The organism is Pseudomonas sp. 67(2021) (genome assembly GCF_017491835.1).
GTDB classification, from domain to species: Bacteria; Pseudomonadota; Gammaproteobacteria; order Pseudomonadales; family Pseudomonadaceae; genus Aquipseudomonas; species Aquipseudomonas atacamensis.
The window spans coordinates 40,572-57,528 of record NZ_JAFGYL010000013.1; the positions used below are offsets into that span (position 1 = coordinate 40,572).

The following is a 16,957-nucleotide window of genomic DNA, read 5'->3' on the forward strand; positions in this document are numbered from 1 at the left end:
TTTTTTTGCATATCTTCGAGGTAGCACCCGTGTTTTCCCAATTCGCCCTGCACGAACGCCTGCTCAAAGCTGTGGCCGAGCTGAAATTTGTCGAGCCAACGCCTGTGCAAGCCGCGGCCATTCCGCTGGCGCTCCAGGGGCGTGATCTGCGGGTGACGGCGCAAACCGGTAGCGGCAAAACCGCCGCTTTCGTCCTGCCGATCCTCAATCGCCTGATCGGCCCGGCGAAGATCCGCGTCAGCATCAAGACGCTGATCCTGCTGCCGACCCGTGAACTGGCCCAGCAGACCTTGAAGGAAGTCGAACGCTTCTCGCAGTTCACCTTCATCAAGTCCGGCCTGATCACTGGCGGCGAAGACTTCAAAGTCCAGGCCGCCATGTTGCGCAAAGTGCCGGACATCCTCATTGGCACCCCGGGGCGGATGATCGAGCAACTCAATGCCGGCAACCTCGACCTGAAAGAAGTCGAAGTGCTGGTGCTCGACGAAGCCGACCGCATGCTCGACATGGGTTTCGCCGAAGACGTGCAGCGTCTGGTCGACGAGTGCCCGAACCGTCAGCAGACCATGCTGTTCTCTGCGACCACCGGCGGTTCCGGTCTGCGCGAGATGATCGCCAAGGTCCTGAACAACCCGGAGCACTTGCAGCTCAACGCGGTCAGCCAGCTCAACTCGACGACTCGTCAGCAAATCATCACCGCCGACCACAATCAGCACAAAGAGCAGATTGTGAACTGGCTGCTGGCCAACGAGACCTACCAGAAGGCCATCGTCTTCACCAACACCCGCGCCATGGCCGACCGCATCTACGGCCGCCTCGTGGCTCAGGAATACAAGGCGTTCGTGCTGCACGGCGAGAAAGACCAGAAGGATCGCAAACTGGCGATCGATCGCCTGAAGCAGGGCGGTGTGAAGATCCTCGTCGCTACCGACGTTGCTGCCCGTGGTCTGGACGTCGACGGTCTGGATCTGGTGATCAACTTCGACATGCCACGCAGCGGCGACGAATACGTACACCGCATCGGTCGTACCGGCCGTGCCGGTAACGATGGCCTGGCGATCTCGCTGATCTGCCACGGCGACTGGAACCTGATGTCGAGCATCGAGCGCTACCTGAAGCAGAGCTTCGAGCGCCGCACGATCAAGGAAGTCAAAGGCACCTACGGGGGGCCGAAAAAGGTCAAGGCTTCGGGTAAAGCCGTCGGCGTGAAGAAGAAAAAGACTGACGCCAAGGGCGACAAAAAGAAAACCGCCGCCAAGACGCCGACCAAGCGCAAGAGCGTCAACCGTCCAAAGCCGGATTCTCTGGTGAGCAGCGACGGCATGGCCCCGCTCAAGCGCCGCAAGCCAGCCGAGCCTGCGGCTGAGTAAGCTATAGAACGCGCATAAAAAAACCGGACATTGTCCGGTTTTTTTTCGTCCTTAACTGTCGGCTTTCTTCTGCGCCGACCCCAGTTCCTTCAAACGCTGATCGATCAACTGGCATTTGTCTGGGAGATCCGCACTGGCCGTGCCCAGATCCATTTTCTGCAACTCGGCGTTGATCTCCTTGGCCTTTTCCGGATTCTGCTCGGTGAGCTTGGAGACTTCCTTGGCCAGTTGTTCGCGTTTGATCGTCGCCTCTTCCGGCGTGCAGGCCCAGACGGGCAGGGCGCAGACAAGGGTAGCGGCGAGGGACAGCTTGATCAGGGTTTTCATGGGCAGGCCTCAGTTCCGGTTAAGGCAGGTAAGCGGTTGAGGCCTGAAGCCTGGCAAAAGTTCAGAAACTGTGGGGGCAGGGTTGCGCTCAATCGGCATGGCAGCAGCCTGACTTTGGCGCACCGTCATAGCGATCATGATGCCGAACCCATTCCATGATCTCGTCTTCATTCCTGCCCTTGGGCGTCAGATCCAGATAGTGGTAAGCGCCAACCAGCATGTCCAGACCGCGCGCGTATGTGGAATAGGTGTGGAAAATCTCGCCTTCGTCATTGCGATAAAACACGCTCAGCCCCGGCATTTCTTCCTCGGCGCTGTCGGTTTTTTCGTAGTTGTAGGTAGCCTTTCCCGCCGCGACGTCTTCAGCCCGGGCGCAGACGCCGAAGTCGTAATTGAAATCGCAACCTTCTGACGAGACCCAGGCGAATTTCCAGCCCATTCGCTGTTTGAATGCCTGAAATTCCTCGAACGGCGCGTGGGAAACTGCGAAGACCGAAACATCGTGATGGGCCAGGTGCTGGTTGGCGCCGTCGATGTGGTCGCTGAGGAACGAGCAGCCCTGGCAGCCTTGCTCCCAGCCTTTGGCGAACATGAAATGGTAGATGATCAACTGGCTGTTGTTGCCAAACAGGTCGTTGAGCTTGAGCTCGCCGTTCGGCCCTTGAAAATGATAGTCCTTGTCGACTTTCACCCACGGCAGGGCGCGGCGCTCGGCGCTGAGGCGATCGCGGTCTCGGGTGAAGGCTTTTTCGCGGGCCAAATGCTGCTGACGGGCGGCGAGCCATTCTTCGCGTGATACCACCGGATGGTTTGTAACGTTCATGACGATGTCTCCTGCGGGTTGAACCGGCTGTTTCAGCCTAGTCGTTCATCGTGCGAGGGAATCGACAGCCGCCGGTCGGTCGGGTCCGGAAATACTGCTGAACGGCTGCGCAGCGCTTCGGTCACAACCTTGAAAGCGGCACAAAATCACCCGCACCGGAGGTTGGATCAGGATGACGACTTATAACTGGGATTTGATTGAACGTTTGCTGCATGAAGTGCAGAACAGCGCTGGCCACAGCTTCGCTCCCCGGGCTTATGCCGAAGACTACGCGGCCGAGAAAGCCAGCGCCGGCGAGCCGATCGACAATCTCGATCACTTGAAAACCCTGGCCTGTGATTATGAAAAGCTCTTGCTGGAGCGCGGATTCATCGAGCCACGGCCGGATCACGAGGGCAGTACTGGCAACAACTTCATTCTGACCCCGCGCGGCTCCAGCCTGCTGAGCCTGATCGACAGCAGCATCCCCGGCAACGACCATCCGCGTCAGGTGCTGGATGAGCAGGAGGATGCGCTGAATGAGGTGACGTTTGATGAAGTCGCTTCAAAGGCTCAAATCGCCTGAACCAGCGAAATCCCCCTGTGGGAGCGAGCCTGCTCGCGAATACGGTCTGTCAGTGACATCTGATCTGTCTGATATTCCGCTTTCGAGAGCAGGCTCGCTCCCACATTGGATTCCAGTGATTTCAAGGTTTCTTCGCGGCCTTCAGGCACTTGAGGTCATTGAAGTCCTTACGCACTCCCTCGATTTTCTTCAACAAACGCTCACGCTGTTGCGGCGTGCTCTCGGCCATCAAGTCGACAAACAGCGAGCGCGCCTGGGCTTCGGTGTTGGCGTAGGCCTTGCGGTAATCCGCTGTCCATAAGCGCTCGCGGTTGACCAGAAGCGTCTCGATGCGTTGTGGGAATTCCGCGCTTTGGCGTTGCGCAACGGCGGCGCTGAACTGTTGCTGCCAGTGCGCGCGGTTGGCGATCCATTGGGTGTTCTGGTCGCCCAAGGCATTGGTCCAGGCCACGACGCGTTGTTTCTGTGTATCACTGAGCGGGCCTAGCCAATCGTTCAGGCGTTTTTCCATGCGCTCGCCGCGTTCCTTGATCTGCTGGGCCAGCGGTGGTTTCACGTATTCCTGCTGACGTTTGCGCAAATCCTTGGCAAACGCTTCGTTCATTTCTGCCACCTGTTTATCGTCCAGTCCTTGCAGCAACTCGATGGCCGAAGGGGTTATTTCCCGGGCGGTTTCGGCGATGGCCTGTTTGGCTTCGGCGGTGCGCTCCTGCAGCGCGGCGTCGCTCACCTGATTGCTCTCGACCATGGCCTGCAAACGGTCCAGCCAGTCGAGGTAACCCGGTAACTGCGTGGTGCAGTGCCAGCTCAGATGTTCCTTGAGGCGTTCATTGAACCAGTCTTTCTGCTCGCCGTTCATGTCCACGTAGTCGCTGAGTGACCACGGGATGATGACGTCGAGGTTGCGGTAGGCCAGGCCCACGCGGCTGCAAGCGCCGAGGGCGAGGGTGAAGATCAGCAGGGCGGCAATCTGTTTGAACCAGCGAGACATGGGCAAATCCTTGCGAGAGCCTGGCGTCGGAAATCTGATTCTTATGTGATGCAGGATGCGCGCGGCAGTTCAGCCGATCAATAGAACGTGCGTACAGCCTTGAGGGTGACGAGGCCGTCGCACTCGCTGTTGTGCCCGGAATAGGCCGAGCAATCACTGCCGCTGAGGCTGGAGTCGCTGTAGATCAGATCAAGATCGACGCCCATGAATGGCCGCGACAGTTTCACCGACCAATCAGTGAAACTGCTGATATAGCCACCGTCCACCGCCGCCGGTGTATTCAACTGGTGCGTGGTGTATTTCATGCTCACGCCAATGCCGAACGGCTGATTGCCAGTGAGGTCGGCAAACAAGGTGTTGTTCTGTTTATCCGGGTCGTTGCTCAGGGCAATGCCGAAGCGACTGCCGAGCAGAGTCAGGCCACCAAACAGCTCCTGGCTGTCGAGGGTGTCCACGCGTGGGTAGCTGTAATGGATCATCCCGACTTCATAGCCGAGCACCTGATCGAACGGCTGCTTGAAGCCGACGTAGGAATCGATCTCGAGGTTCTTGCCCGGGCTGATGCCCATGCTCGGCGCGTACTGGCCGAAATACACGCCGCTGTCGTGGCTCAGATCAAGGCCACCGTGGAACGAGCCGACCGCCGCCGGTTTCACCAGGCCCTGGGCCATGCTGCGGCTGGGCGTAGTGCCGAGCTTGAGATCGAAGTCACCCAGTTCACCCTGAAAAACCTGCGCGTGCGCGGTCGCGCCTGACAGCAGGCTGACGAACAATAAACAGGGAAATGGGCGCATGCGTCACTCCATGAACCGCGAGCGCAGGGCAAAGGCCTGCTGAAACGCTTGATCTAGACGCGTTCAAGGATACCGACGAATGCCCGGCATTGATGGCCGTTCGTCGATTTTCGGGAATTTTTGTTTAAAGCGAAGGGGTGTTGCGCGGTGCCAGTCCAGGCGCTTCGAAGCTCAAAGCGCCTCTGGACGGGGTGAAACCGGTATTACTTCTTGCCCAGGCTGATCTGCTTGGACGGGCCGAATGTCTGGCCGCTGACGCCTTTGGCAATTTGCTGGATCTCGCCGCCGGACTTGAGGAATGCTGCGATCTGATCGTTGATCGATTCGCTGGTTTCAACGGCTGGAGCTGGCTTTGCTTTGCTGGTGGATGCTTTTACACGCATGGCGGCCATTAACCTTTAGAAAAGTAACTCGGCCAGGCATCGTACAGGAATAACTTGACAATAGCTTGGTAAATATCCCCCGGATTAACCAACCGTAACGCTGCATTATTACCGGCCGCTCACTCGTAATAAGCAGCTAACCTGCTGTTTTAAATAAGAACATTTAATTGAAGTGAGGCAAATCAGCACGGCTGTGAAGCGTCGGACCGGACTGACGAGCGGCACCCCGTAGGGCAGTGATCAAGCAAAATCAACACGTTGAAGCAGATTTCCCGGTGCGAGGATCTGTCGCCCGACGTCTGCGGCAAAAACGGGTAGAATGCCGCCCACGTATTGAGGGTTTCGGAAATGGCTTTAGTCGGGCGTTACAACAGTTTGCAAGTGGTTAAACACACTAACTTCGGTTTATATCTGGACGGCGGTGCCGACGGCGAAATTCTTTTGCCCAACCGTTATATCCCCAAAGATATTCCCAGCGAAGATGAAGACTGGCTCAACGTATTCATCTATCTGGACAGCGAAGACAAACTTCTCGCCACCACGGAAAAACCGAAAGTTCAGGTCGGCGAATTTGCCAGTCTGAAAGTGGTTGAAGTCAACAGCATCGGCGTGTTCCTCGACTGGGGGCTGCCGAAAGATCTGTTGCTGCCGTACTCGGAAGAAAAGCGCCAGATGACTGCTGGCGAATACTGCGTGGTGCACGTCTACCTCGACAAACACACGCGCCGCATCACCGCCACCGCGCGCCTTGATCGTTACCTGGACAAGACCCCGGCCACCTACAGCCCGGGCCAGGAAGTTGATCTGCTGGTGGCCGAAGCCACCGACATGGGCTTCAAGGCGATCATCAACAACAAGCACTGGGGCCTGATCCACAAGAACGAGATCTTCAAGTTCATGCGTTCGGGCATGCGCGAGAAAGGCTTCATCAAGGAAGTGCGCGCCGACGGCAAGATCAGCCTGAGCCTGCAACCGGTTGGTCAGGAAGCGGCGAGCAGTCTGAGTTCGAAGATCCTCGGCAAGTTGCGCGAAAACGACGGCACCCTGGCGGTCAGTGACAAGAGTGATCCGGCGTTGATCAGCAGCCTGTTCGGTGTCAGCAAGGGCAACTTCAAGAAAGCCATCGGTTCGCTGTACAAGGAAGGCAAGATCGTCATTCACGCCGATCGCATTGAACTAACCTGAGCCTTGAGTGGCCCATGTTGCAGGCCACACAAGAGGTTGGATCGATGAAAAAGGCGCTGATCGCTTACGTCGCAACGCTGCTGACGTTTCTGCTGCTCGACGGCATCTGGCTCGGGCTGCTGATGGCGCCGACCTATCGCGAACTGCTCGGTTCGCTGATGCTGGAAAAACCGCTGCTGTTGCCCGCAGCGGTTTTTTATTGCCTGTACGTTATTGGCTGCGTGGTGTTTGTCGTGTTGCCGGCGCTGAGCTGGCAGAGGGCGGCGAAGCTGGGTGCGCTGTTGGGGCTGGTGGCCTACGGCACTTATGACCTGACCAATTGGGCGACCTTGCGCGACTGGTCGGTGCAGGTGAGTTTGATGGACTGGGCGTGGGGGACAGTGGCGACGGCGGTTGCCTGCACGGTGGGTTATTTGATGGCGAAGCGATTTGCCTGAGCTGATCCGGCAGTTGTGTTGGCAATGCTGGCCTCTTCGCGAGCAGGCTCGCTCCCACATGTTCACCGAACCCTCTGTGGGAGCGGGCTTGCTCGCGAATGACGGCGCAGCCGTCAACCATTCAGCGCTGACGCCACTGACCAACTTAATGTCTTTTCCAGACGGCTTTTTCCGCGCGACTGATTGATAATCCCCGACACTGTTTTCTGACCATTGGATGGCCTGCCATGTTGTGTGTGTTCGAGGTGTTGCGGTGAGTGCCGAGCGGCGCAATGCCGACGGTTTTGCCCTGCAAGTGATGATCGGCCTGTGCCTGATCTGGGGTGTGCAGCAAGTCCTGATCAAGTGGGCGGCAACGGACATCGCGCCAGTGATGCAAGCGGCGGGGCGCTCGGGAATTTCTGCGTTGCTGGTCGGTTTGCTGATCTGCTGGAAGGGCGGTTGGGATCAGGTCGGCAGCACCTGGCGCGGCGGCTTGCTGGCCGGTGCGCTGTTTGGTCTGGAATTTCTGTTCATTGCCGAAGGTCTGCAACTGACCACCGCCGCGCATATGTCGGTGTTCTTGTATACCGCGCCGATCTTCACCGCACTCGGCGTGCATTTCCTGCTGGCCAGCGAGCGTTTGCGCCCGTTGCAATGGCTGGGGATTCTGCTGGCGTTCATCGGCATCGCGATTGCCTTCGCCGGCGGTGTGTCGTGGGACAACCTTGATCGGCGCATGCTGCTGGGCGATGCCTTCGGCGTATTGGCCGGCGCCTGTTGGGGCGCGACCACCGTGGTGGTGCGCGCCTCGCGACTGTCGGAAGCGCCGGTGACATTGACCCTGTTTTATCAGCTGATGGTCGGTTTCCTCGGTCTGCTGTTGATCGCGTTGTTCAGCGGCCAGATCACCCACGTCAGCCTGACTACCGTGGCGGTGGCCAGTGTGCTGTTCCAAGGGCTGGTGGTGTCGTTCTTCAGCTACCTGGTGTGGTTCTGGCTGCTGCGCCGTTATCTGGCGGCCAACCTTGCGGTGTTCTCGTTCATGACGCCGTTGTTCGGCGTGACCTTCGGCGTGCTGCTGCTCGGCGAACAGTTGAGCGTGAACTTCGTCATCGGCGCCGTACTGGTGCTGCTCGGCATCACTTTCGTCAGCGCCGAACAGTGGCTGCGTCGCCGTTTGCGCAAGGCGCTGGGCCAGTAGCCTTTGCCTGCATTGCCAGCGCGCCGGCCAGCAACAAGCCGGCGCCGGCGATCAACAGCGCTGGCTGCAAACCGCCGCTGAAATGGCTGCTCAGCGCCGCCAGCAGCGGGCCGCTCAGTTGGCCGACAGCGAAGCACGCCGTGAGCATCCCGGCGTTGCGCTGAGTGGCGTGGGGCGCCAGCTCTCGCGAACGCTGCATGACCAGTTGCATGCAGGCCAGAAACGGCGTGCCGCAGAGGATCACCCCCAACGCCAGGCCGAGGCCGCTGCCCAGCAGACAGGCGAACACTCCGGCCGCTTGCAGCCACAACGTCGCCATCAGCCAGTGCCGCGTGGTCTCGGGATCATGTCGGCGCAGACTCACCAACCACACACCGATTGCCGCGCCGAGGCCAAAGCACGGCCAGAACAGATCCGCCTGCCACTGGCCGTGAAACTGCGCGTTAGCCATCTGCGACAGGAACGTTGCCGGAATGATGTAGCCGATGCCGTACAGCGCATATACCAGCGCCAGCCTGCCAATGCCTCGGTTCGCTGATGTCGCCGGGACGACCGCCGACTTCGTTACCTCTGCGGGCTGCGGTAACAACCGCCAGACGCCGAGCATCATCAGCAACGCGGCGGCCGCGTAAATCAGCCACAGGGTTGCCGATGTCTGCTGCAAGCGGTGTGAGACCAGCGCCAGCAAGCCTGTGAGAAAAATCCCCAGACCCGGTCCGGCAAAAACCAGAGCACCCCAGCGCGGGCGACCCGCTGCCGCCGCCAGCGGTTGACTGAGCGAAGTAATCATCACCAGCACCCAGGCACTCGCCACCCCGGTGCCAAAGCGCAATAGCAGGTGCGACCAGAAACCGTTGGCCCAGAACGACGCCAGTGTCAGCAGCACGCACAGCCACAGCCCGCCATGCAGGCGACGCTGCACCAGCTGCGGCCGTTGGGCGAACATCGCATCCACAGCACCAAGCAGATAGCCAAGGTAGTTGGCCGCCGCGATCAGCCCGGCGGCGGTGAGGTCGATCTGCCCTTCGCTGAGCAGGTGCGGCATCTGAGGTGTCAGGGCGAAACGGCCAATGCCCATGGCCATCATCAGGGCAACGAAACAGGCGGATAAATGTATGAGCGGCGACATGGTCGGGCTTCCTTCATAGGAGCAATGACCGTCAGGCTAGGATCGATTGACTTTCTTTAAAATTGAATAATAGTGAGCAACTTGTTCTGTTCAGGAGAAGATGGTGGAATTCAGCCAGTTGCGGATATTCCAAGCGGTCGCTGAGGAAGGCTCGATCACCCGCGCCGCCGAGCGGCTGCATCGCGTGCCGTCGAATCTGTCGACGCGCCTGAAACAGCTTGAAGAGCAGTTGGGCGTCGAACTGTTCGTCCGCGAACGGCAGCGCTTGCAGTTGTCGCCGGCGGGCAAGGTGCTGCTCGACTACGCCGGCAAACTCTTCGCTCTGCGCGATCAGGCCAGTGCGGCGGTGATGGGCGGGCAACCGGCCGGCGACTTCGTGCTGGGCACCATGTACAGCACGGCGGCGATCCATCTGCCGGCGCTGCTGGCGCGGTATCACAAGCAATACCCGACAGTGAATTTGCAGGTGCAATCGGCACCGACCGGGGAATTGCTCGAAGGGTTGCTCACCGGCCGCCTCGACGCGGCGTTGGTCGACGGACCGTTGGAGCTGGCCGGGCTCGATGGCGTGCCGTTGTGCGAGGAGCGGCTGGTGCTGATCACTGAAATCGACCATCCGCCAGTACGCACCGCGCGGGACGTGGAAGGGCGCTCGGTGTTCACTTTTCGTCAGGGCTGTTCATATCGCATGCGTCTGGAAGCGTGGTTCTCTCATTACCACGCGGCGATGGGCCGGCCGATGGAGATCGAGTCGTATCAGGGCATGCTCGCCTGTGTGATTGCCGGCAGTGGTGTGGCGTTGATGGCCGAGTCGATGTTGGCCAGCTTGCCAGGTCGCGAAAGCGTCGCCGTGCATCCGTTGGCCGAGCCGTTCGCGGGTGCGACAACGTGGCTCATGTGGCGCAAGGGTATGGCCGGGGCCAACCTGAATGCCTGGATCGACGTGCAGCAAGCGGTCTATCCCGTGGCTTTGCATGACGTCCGTGAAACAGCCTGAACCAATCGCAACAGATTCTGTTCAATTCAGTAACAGATCATTGCGGATTTGGCCGAGCATTGCGTAGGACTTCGGACTATTATCAGTGCGAAGCGGCCTCAGAATTCCGGCCGCTCAGCACCACCCTGAAGGGGGCATGACGATGAAAGAGAAAATCCAGAACTGGCTGCACGATTTGGGAGTTGCCCTCGGTTTGATCGAACCGCCTCTGCAACCGGTACCGATTCGCACGGACGACGAACAGCGCCGACGCCAGCCACGTCGCCGTTAATACCTGCGATCAGAGATTTCAAGATCGCAGCCGTCGGCAGTTTCTACAAAGTGTAGGAGCCGCCGAAGGCTGCGATCTTTTGCTTTTCGCCAAGCGAAAAAAACGGGTGTGGCCACCGACGCCACACCCGCTGAAGAAAGCATCAAGTCGTTACAGCCGATTCACACCGCGGTTGCCACGGTCGCCGGGCGCGGCGAGAACAGGCTGACCAGTACAAAGCTCACCAGGCTGACACCCAGGCTGTAATAGATCGGCGTGTTCGCGTCCATGCCGTCCTTGACCATGAACACCAGCGCGGTGATAAAGCCCAGCGTCATCGCGCTGATCGCCCCGGCAGTGGTCGCACGCTTCCAGAAAATCGCGCCCATCAGCGGAATCAGCATGCCGCCGACCAAGAGGTTGTAAGCCAGGGTCAGCGCGCTGATCACGTCATTGACGACCAGAGCAATGCCCAACACCGCGATCCCCGTCAGCAGCGTAAACAGACGGCTGACCGCGACGTTGGACTGTTTGCCGCCGCGCAGCTTCGGCAGCAGGTCTTCGGTAAGGGTGGTGGACGCGGCGAGCAGGCCGGCGCTGGCGGTGGACATCATCGCCGCCAGTGCAGCAGCGATCACCAGGCCACGGATGCCGTCGGGCAGCGAGACTTTGACGATGGCGGCAAAGGCGTTGTTGACGTTGTCCAGATCCGGAATCAGCACATGCGCAGCCATGCCGATCAAGGCGCAGACCAGGCCGTAAATGATGCAGTAGATCCCGGCCGAGGTGCCGGCGTACTTGGCGACTTTTTCGCTTTTTGCCGTGAACACCCGCTGCCAGATGTCCTGGCCGATCAGGATGCCGAAGAAGTAGATCATGAAGTAGGTGATGATCGTGTCCCAGCCGATGCTGGTGAAGTTGAAGCTGGCCGCCGGCAGTTGCGCGACGAGTTGATCCCAGCCACCGACGCGGTACAGGCAGATCGGCAACAGCAGGAACATCAGGCCGACGGTCTGGATACCGAACTGGACGATGTCCGTCAGGGTCAGCGACCACATGCCGCCGATCGTTGAATAAATCACCACGATACCGCCGCCCAGCAATACGGAGATCCAGAAGGGCAGACCGAACAACACTTGCAGCACAGTGCCGATCGCCAGAATCGAGGTCACGCCGATCATCAGCGCGTAAGCGAGCATGATCGTCGCACTGGCGGTGCGCGCCATCGGGTTGTAGCGCTTCTCCAGGACCTGGGTGACGGTGAATACCTTGAGTTTCAGCAAGGGCTTGGCGAGGAACAGGTTCAGCGCGACGATGCCGCAGCCCAGTGCCGCGCACAGCCAGAAACCGGAAATGCCATGCACATAGCCCAGACGCACAGTGCCGACGGTGGACGCGCCGCCGAGAACGGTCGCTGCCATGGTGCCCATGTACAGCGACGGCCCCAGATTACGCCCGGCAACCAGATAGTCTTCGTGGGTCTTGGCCTTGCGCATGCCGTAGTAGCCGAGAATCAGCATCGCAGCGGCATAAATGAGTACGACGAATAAATCCAAAGCCATGATGGCGTGTCTCCGATTGTCTTTTTTATGGTGAGGCTAAGGTCGAATCTCTCTGTGGGAGCGAGCTTGCTCGCGAAGGCTGCGGCACATTCAATGTTCATGTGACTGACAGATCGCTTTCGCGAGCAAGCTCGCTCCCACAGGGTTTTGTGTTAGATCAGGCAGCCTGGCGCAACGGCGCTTTGGCCGGCGTCTCCATGCTTTGGCTGCGCACATCCGTTGGCCCAAACACCTCCCGAGGTTCGGGGAACAGGCGCAACAGCGTCAGATACACCACCGACGCCAGGCCCAATGTCACCGGCAAACTGATGTCGATGCCACCGGCCAGTTCGCCCAGCGGGCCGACGAACTGCCCCGGCAGGTTGACGAAGCACAGGCCGACCAGCGCACTCGGAATCCACGCCCCCAGACCGCGCCAGTTCCAGCCGTGGTTGAACCAGTAGCGTCCGCCCTGTTCGCCGCGAGTGAACACTTGCAGGTCATCCGGGCAGTAGAAGCCGCGCCGCACCAGCAGGCCGATGATCATGATCACCATCCACGGGGTGGTGCAGGTGATGATCAGCACGGCGAAGGTCGACACGCTCTGCACCAGGTTCGCCGCAAAACGGCCGATGAAGATGAAGGCGATCGACAGCACGCCGATCAGCAAGGTCGCCTTGACCCGGGACAGCACGCGCGGGAACACGCTGGACATGTCCAGCCCGGTGCCATACAGCGAGGTGGTGCCGGTGGACATGCCGCCGATCACCGCAATCAGGCACACCGGCAGGAAGAACCAGCTCGGCGAGACGGCCAGCAAGCCGCCGACATAGTTGTTCGCGGCGATGTAGTCCGGCGCCTTGATCGCGACGATGGTGGCGGTGGCGAGGCCGAACAGGAAAGGAATCAACGTCGCCAGTTGCGCGGCGATCACCGCCAGCATGATTCGGCCCTTCGGCGTCTCACGCGGGATGTAGCGCGACCAGTCGCCGAGGAACGCACCGAAGGAAATCGGGTTGCTCATCGCCACCAGCGCCGCGCCGATGAATGCCGCCCAGAACCCGGCCTGACCCAGCGCCACGCTGCCGGCGTACTGGCTGTCGAAAGCAGGGGCGAAGGCGAAGATGCCGAGCAGGAACAACAGGCTCGCGGCCCACACGGCGATGCGGTTGACCCACAGCATGATGCGGAAACCGTAGATGCACACGGTCAGCACCAGCAGCGCGAACAGGCCGTAGGCCAGGCCCAGGGTCAGGTCGGTTTCCGGCAGATCGACGAGGCGTTTGGCACCGCCGACCAGCGCATCACCCGAGCTCCACACTGACAGCGAGAAGAACGCGATTGCCGTCAGCAACGACAGGAACGAACCGACAATCCGCCCGTGCACGCCGAAGTGCGCACCGGAAGACACGGCGTTGTTGGTGCCGTTGAGCGGGCCGAACAGGCCCATCGGCGCGAGGATCAGCGCACCGACCACCACACCCAGCACAATCGCCCAGACACCCGCCTGAAACGACAGGCCGAACAGCACCGGGAAGCTGCCGAGCACAGCGGTGGCAAACGTATTGGCGCCGCCGAAGATCAAGCGAAACAAGTCGCTGGGTCGGGCGTCGCGCTCATGATCCGGGATCTGTTCGACCCCGTTTGTTTCGATGCTGCTAAGGCTTTTTTCGTTGTTGTTGTTATTCATGATCTGCTCCGATCATCAGGCGCGCTCATCGTGCGTGAGCGTCACCATTGGCTAAGGGGGTGGCAGCCCTTCCGGCATTGCGGACAAATGTTCGTGACAGGCCAGCCATAGGCCTTGTTGTTCTAGGCTCGACGCTTGTCTTCTGAAAACAATCGTCTCGCGCTCCTGGCTGAAGTGTTGCTCCCCTTGCATGCGCAGCTCGGTGGCCACGTCATGGATGAAAATCGCCACGTCACCCTGCAGGCTGACGAAGGCGTTGCTCGAGGTGCACGACAGCACCTCGAATCCATCCTCGGCACGCCAGCGGTCCCACAACGCCTGATAGGCATCGCGCGACAGCAATGGCTGGTCGAGGGTGTAGAAAACGAAGCTGGCATCGGCGCTGAAAGCCCCGAAATAAGCTTCGCGATCGTTACGCGCAAACGCGGCGACCAACTCGGCGGCCGCGTGCAAAACCTGATCACGTACGTGCATGACCGACCCTCAGCGATGAACCACGCCAGGCAGTACGCAGAGCATTTCGTACAGCAGGTTGGCGGCCAGCAGCGAGGTGTTGCCGGTGGTGTCGTAAGCGGGCGAGACTTCTACCAGATCGCAGCCGATCAGGTCGAGGCCCTGACAGCCACGGACGATTTCGATCGCCTGAATGGTGGTCAGGCCGCCGATTTCCGGGGTGCCGGTGCCGGGCGCCCAGGCCGGGTCGATGCCGTCGATGTCGAAACTCAGATACACCGGACCGCCACCGACCTTCTCGCGCACTTCCGCCATCAGCGGCGCCAGCGACTTGTGCCAGCACTCTTCGGCCTGCACCACGCGGAAGCCCTGGTCGCGGCTCCAGTTGAAGTCGTCGGCGGTGTAGCCCTGGGCACGCAAACCGATCTGCACCACGCGATCGCAATCGAGCAGACCTTCTTCGACGGCACGACGGAACGTGGTGCCGTGGGCGATCTTCTCGCCGAACATGTGGTCGTTGACGTCAGCGTGGGCATCGATGTGCACCAGGCCAACCTTGCCGTGCTTTTTATGGATTGCGCGCAGGATCGGCAGGGTGATGGTGTGGTCGCCACCCAGGGTCATCGGAATGACGTTGTGCTCGAGAATGTTGTCGTAGGCTTCTTCGATGATGCGCACGGCGTCGAGCAGGTTGAAGGTGTTGATCGCCACGTCACCGATGTCGGCCACCGACAGCGAGTCGAACGGCGCGGCGCCGGTGGCCATGTTGTACGGGCGGATCATCACCGATTCGGTGCGGATATCGCGCGGCCCGAAGCGGGTGCCGGGGCGCAGCGAAGTGCCGATATCCAGCGGCACGCCAACGAAGGCAGCGTCGAGGCCGGCAGCGGTCGGTACATGGGGAAGTCGGAGCATGGTGGCGATGCCGCCGAAGCGCGGCATTTCATTGCCGCCCAGTGGTTGGTGAAGAATCTTGTCCACGGGTAGGGCCTCATCGTCTTTGTTTTATTTATCCCGGCGCGCCGTGGAGCACAGGTTCGGACGCCGCTGTGGGGCCGATCATGCGAAATGTAGTGACGGGGAAGAATCGCTACGGGCAAAAACTTAGTTCAGATTTTTCTAAACTAATGCCAGACTTCCACACCTGATCTTTCCCATGCTCTGCGTGGGAATGCATCCACGGACGCTCCGCGTCCAGCCGTACTCGCAAGTGACGCAGAGCGTCACGGGCTGCATTCCCACGCAGAGCGTGGGAACGATCCTTGGGAGCAGAAATGGCCAACGCTTTACCCGACCTGAAACTCCTGCGCATCTTCGTCAGCGTCGTGCGTCACCAGGGTTTTGCCAATGCGCAGCAGGAACTCAACCTGTCGACCTCGGCGATCAGCACCTACATGAGCCAGCTCGAAGCCGCGCTCGGTCTGGTGCTGTGCCATCGCGGGCGCGGTGGCTTCAGCCTGACCAGCAAGGGCGAGCTGTTCCATCAGGAAACCCTGCGCCTGCTCGCCGAGCTTGAAGGCTTCGAGCAATACGCCGCCGCGCTCAAGGGCGAACTGCGCGGCACGCTCAATCTCGGGGTGATCGATTCCACGGTCAGCGACAAGGCCCTGCCGTTTGCTGAAGCCATCGGCGCCTACAGCCAGGAACACCCGGCGGTGCATTTGCACCTGTCGGTGATGAGCCCTTACGAGTTGCAGCTCGGCGTGCAGGACAATCGCCTTGACCTGGCCATCGGTGCGTTTTCCACGCGCATGAGCGGTCTGGTCTACATGCCGCTGTACCGCGAGCAGCACTGGCTGTATTGCAGCAGTCGCCATCCACTGTTCAACGAACGGCGCATTCCCGAGCAGGTCATCACTCAGCAACGGATGGTCGGGCGCGGTTACTGGAGTCAGGCGGAACTGGCCCGGCACGGTTTCAAACACAGCGCCGCGACCGTGGAAAGCATGGAAGCGCAGCTGATTCTGGTGCTCTCCGGCGCCTACATCGGTTACCTGCCGGAGCACTACGCGCAGGCCTGGGCCGACAAGGGTGATCTGCGTGTTCTGCTGCCGGCGACCTTCGGTTATCAGGCGCCGTTTTCGATGATCATGCGCAGGGGCCGCAGCCGCGAGCCGCTGATCCAGACCTTCCGCGATTTGCTCAAAGCGCAGCTCAATCAGGCTTGAGAAAAAATGTCCCGACCACAATGCCCGCGCTGCCTGCGCCCCCAGACCCACTGCCTGTGCCCGTTGATTCCGCACCTCGACAGCCGTACGCGGGTGTTAGTGCTGCAGCATCCCAGCGAGGTCAGTCACGCGCTCAATACCGCGCGGCTGGCGGCGCTGGGGCTGAGCAATGCCGAGCTGATTGTCGGTGAGGTATTCGAGGATTTGCCGAAACTGTTGAACCGGCCGGGCTATCAGGCGCGCTTGCTGTTCCCGGCTGAGGATGCGCAGCCGTTGCAGGTCTACGCGCCAAATGATCAGCCAATGTTGCTGGTCGTCCCGGATGGAACATGGCGCAAAGCGCGCAAGATGCTGCACCTCAATCCGCTGCTGGCGGCGCTGCCACGGGTGACCCTGACCGAGGGCGGGGTGTCGCGCTATCGCTTGCGCAAGGCACCGGGGCCGGGGGCGCTATCGACGATCGAGGCGATCGTGCAGGCGCTGGAAACCCTCGAAGCGCCGACGACGTTTGCGCCGTTGCTCAAGCCGTTTGAAGCGCTGATCGAAGGGCAGATTGCGGCGATGGGGGAGGAGGTCTTCCAGCGTAACCATGGCGACAGATGATCGTTCCCACGCTCTGCGTGGGAATGCATCCAGTGACGCTCTGCGTCACCGTCGTGAAAGGACGCGGA

Annotated in this window: 19 protein-coding genes; 9 read left to right on the plus strand and 10 right to left on the minus strand. The window is 60.3% G+C overall.

All coding sequences use genetic code 11. The annotated features are described in order from the left end of the window. The first annotated feature begins 29 nt into the window (after positions 1–29). The gene (locus J5M66_RS16845; RefSeq protein ID WP_024012040.1) at positions 30–1,370 is read left to right on the plus strand and encodes a DEAD/DEAH box helicase; all 1,341 of its coding nucleotides are present in this window, start codon (positions 30–32) and stop codon (positions 1,368–1,370) included. 51 nt (positions 1,371–1,421) lie between these two features. On the opposite strand, the gene J5M66_RS16850 is transcribed toward J5M66_RS16845, so the two are convergent. Continuing rightward, positions 1,422–1,697 carry a hypothetical protein gene (locus tag J5M66_RS16850; protein ID WP_206420876.1) on the minus strand — a complete coding sequence of 92 codons (276 nt, stop codon included), beginning with the start codon at positions 1,695–1,697 and terminating at the stop codon, positions 1,422–1,424. A gap of 88 nt (positions 1,698–1,785) precedes the next feature. Then, positions 1,786–2,520, minus strand: a complete 735-nt coding sequence (locus tag J5M66_RS16855; protein WP_206420875.1) for a thioredoxin family protein — start codon at positions 2,518–2,520, stop codon at positions 1,786–1,788. 172 nt (positions 2,521–2,692) lie between these two features. Here J5M66_RS16855 and J5M66_RS16860 point away from each other — a divergent pair, with 172 nt between their 5' ends. Continuing rightward, on the plus strand, positions 2,693–3,085 hold the full coding sequence (locus tag J5M66_RS16860) for a transcriptional regulator (protein ID WP_122752047.1): 393 nt from the start codon (positions 2,693–2,695) through the stop codon (positions 3,083–3,085). 121 nt (positions 3,086–3,206) lie between these two features. On the opposite strand, the gene J5M66_RS16865 is transcribed toward J5M66_RS16860, so the two are convergent. From J5M66_RS16865 to J5M66_RS16875, 3 genes are all read right to left on the minus strand, one after another. Beyond that, positions 3,207–4,076 carry a DUF6279 family lipoprotein gene (locus tag J5M66_RS16865; protein WP_207808768.1) on the minus strand — a complete coding sequence of 290 codons (870 nt, stop codon included), beginning with the start codon at positions 4,074–4,076 and terminating at the stop codon, positions 3,207–3,209. A gap of 77 nt (positions 4,077–4,153) precedes the next feature. Continuing rightward, entirely contained in the window at positions 4,154–4,870 is a 717-nt protein-coding gene (locus J5M66_RS16870) for a TorF family putative porin (protein ID WP_016771158.1), read from the minus strand. A gap of 203 nt (positions 4,871–5,073) precedes the next feature. Next, the gene (locus J5M66_RS16875; RefSeq protein ID WP_016985943.1) at positions 5,074–5,262 is read right to left on the minus strand and encodes a hypothetical protein; all 189 of its coding nucleotides are present in this window, start codon (positions 5,260–5,262) and stop codon (positions 5,074–5,076) included. A 339-nt stretch (positions 5,263–5,601) separates the two neighbouring features. On the opposite strand from J5M66_RS16875, the gene J5M66_RS16880 reads away from it, so the two are divergent. The 3 genes from J5M66_RS16880 to J5M66_RS16890 all read left to right on the plus strand — a co-directional run bounded on the left by J5M66_RS16880 (position 5,602) and on the right by J5M66_RS16890 (position 8,058). Further along, a complete protein-coding gene (locus tag J5M66_RS16880) occupies positions 5,602–6,438 on the plus strand; it encodes a S1-like domain-containing RNA-binding protein (protein ID WP_016771157.1) in 837 nt (278 codons plus the stop codon). Between the two features lie 44 nt (positions 6,439–6,482). Then, entirely contained in the window at positions 6,483–6,875 is a 393-nt protein-coding gene (locus J5M66_RS16885) for a DUF2177 family protein (protein WP_016771156.1), read from the plus strand. Positions 6,876–7,128: 253 nt separating this feature from the next. Continuing rightward, positions 7,129–8,058 carry a DMT family transporter gene (locus J5M66_RS16890; protein ID WP_123442889.1) on the plus strand — a complete coding sequence of 310 codons (930 nt, stop codon included), beginning with the start codon at positions 7,129–7,131 and terminating at the stop codon, positions 8,056–8,058. On the opposite strand, the gene J5M66_RS16895 is transcribed toward J5M66_RS16890, so the two are convergent. Next, on the minus strand, positions 8,006–9,187 hold the full coding sequence (locus J5M66_RS16895) for an MFS transporter (protein WP_123442888.1): 1,182 nt from the start codon (positions 9,185–9,187) through the stop codon (positions 8,006–8,008). The two genes, J5M66_RS16890 and J5M66_RS16895, sit on opposite strands and share 53 nt — an antisense overlap. A gap of 103 nt (positions 9,188–9,290) precedes the next feature. On the opposite strand from J5M66_RS16895, the gene J5M66_RS16900 reads away from it, so the two are divergent. Together J5M66_RS16900 and J5M66_RS27170 are read left to right on the plus strand one after the other, a co-directional pair. After that, entirely contained in the window at positions 9,291–10,184 is an 894-nt protein-coding gene (locus J5M66_RS16900; protein WP_123443098.1) for a LysR family transcriptional regulator, read from the plus strand. A 142-nt stretch (positions 10,185–10,326) separates the two neighbouring features. Continuing rightward, a complete protein-coding gene (locus J5M66_RS27170; protein ID WP_003184145.1) occupies positions 10,327–10,455 on the plus strand; it encodes a PA1414 family protein in 129 nt (42 codons plus the stop codon). Between the two features lie 161 nt (positions 10,456–10,616). On the opposite strand, the gene J5M66_RS16905 is transcribed toward J5M66_RS27170, so the two are convergent. The 4 genes from J5M66_RS16905 to speB form a co-directional block, all read right to left on the minus strand. Then, complete coding sequence (locus tag J5M66_RS16905) at positions 10,617–11,996, minus strand: sodium:solute symporter (protein WP_039761028.1); 1,380 nt, start codon at positions 11,994–11,996, stop codon at positions 10,617–10,619. A gap of 157 nt (positions 11,997–12,153) precedes the next feature. Then, positions 12,154–13,665 (minus strand): cytosine permease, encoded by a 1,512-nt coding sequence (locus J5M66_RS16910; RefSeq protein ID WP_125917806.1) that lies wholly within the window; start codon positions 13,663–13,665, stop codon positions 12,154–12,156. Between the two features lie 51 nt (positions 13,666–13,716). After that, positions 13,717–14,139 carry a nuclear transport factor 2 family protein gene (locus tag J5M66_RS16915; RefSeq protein ID WP_207808766.1) on the minus strand — a complete coding sequence of 141 codons (423 nt, stop codon included), beginning with the start codon at positions 14,137–14,139 and terminating at the stop codon, positions 13,717–13,719. Positions 14,140–14,148: 9 nt separating this feature from the next. Next, complete coding sequence (gene speB / locus J5M66_RS16920) at positions 14,149–15,099, minus strand: agmatinase (protein ID WP_003222717.1); 951 nt, start codon at positions 15,097–15,099, stop codon at positions 14,149–14,151. A 293-nt stretch (positions 15,100–15,392) separates the two neighbouring features. Here speB and J5M66_RS16925 point away from each other — a divergent pair, with 293 nt between their 5' ends. After that, the gene (locus J5M66_RS16925) at positions 15,393–16,286 is read left to right on the plus strand and encodes a LysR family transcriptional regulator (protein WP_007956593.1); all 894 of its coding nucleotides are present in this window, start codon (positions 15,393–15,395) and stop codon (positions 16,284–16,286) included. Between the two features lie 6 nt (positions 16,287–16,292). Further along, positions 16,293–16,889 (plus strand): DTW domain-containing protein, encoded by a 597-nt coding sequence (locus J5M66_RS16930; protein ID WP_207808764.1) that lies wholly within the window; start codon positions 16,293–16,295, stop codon positions 16,887–16,889. Positions 16,890–16,957 lie beyond the last annotated feature (68 nt).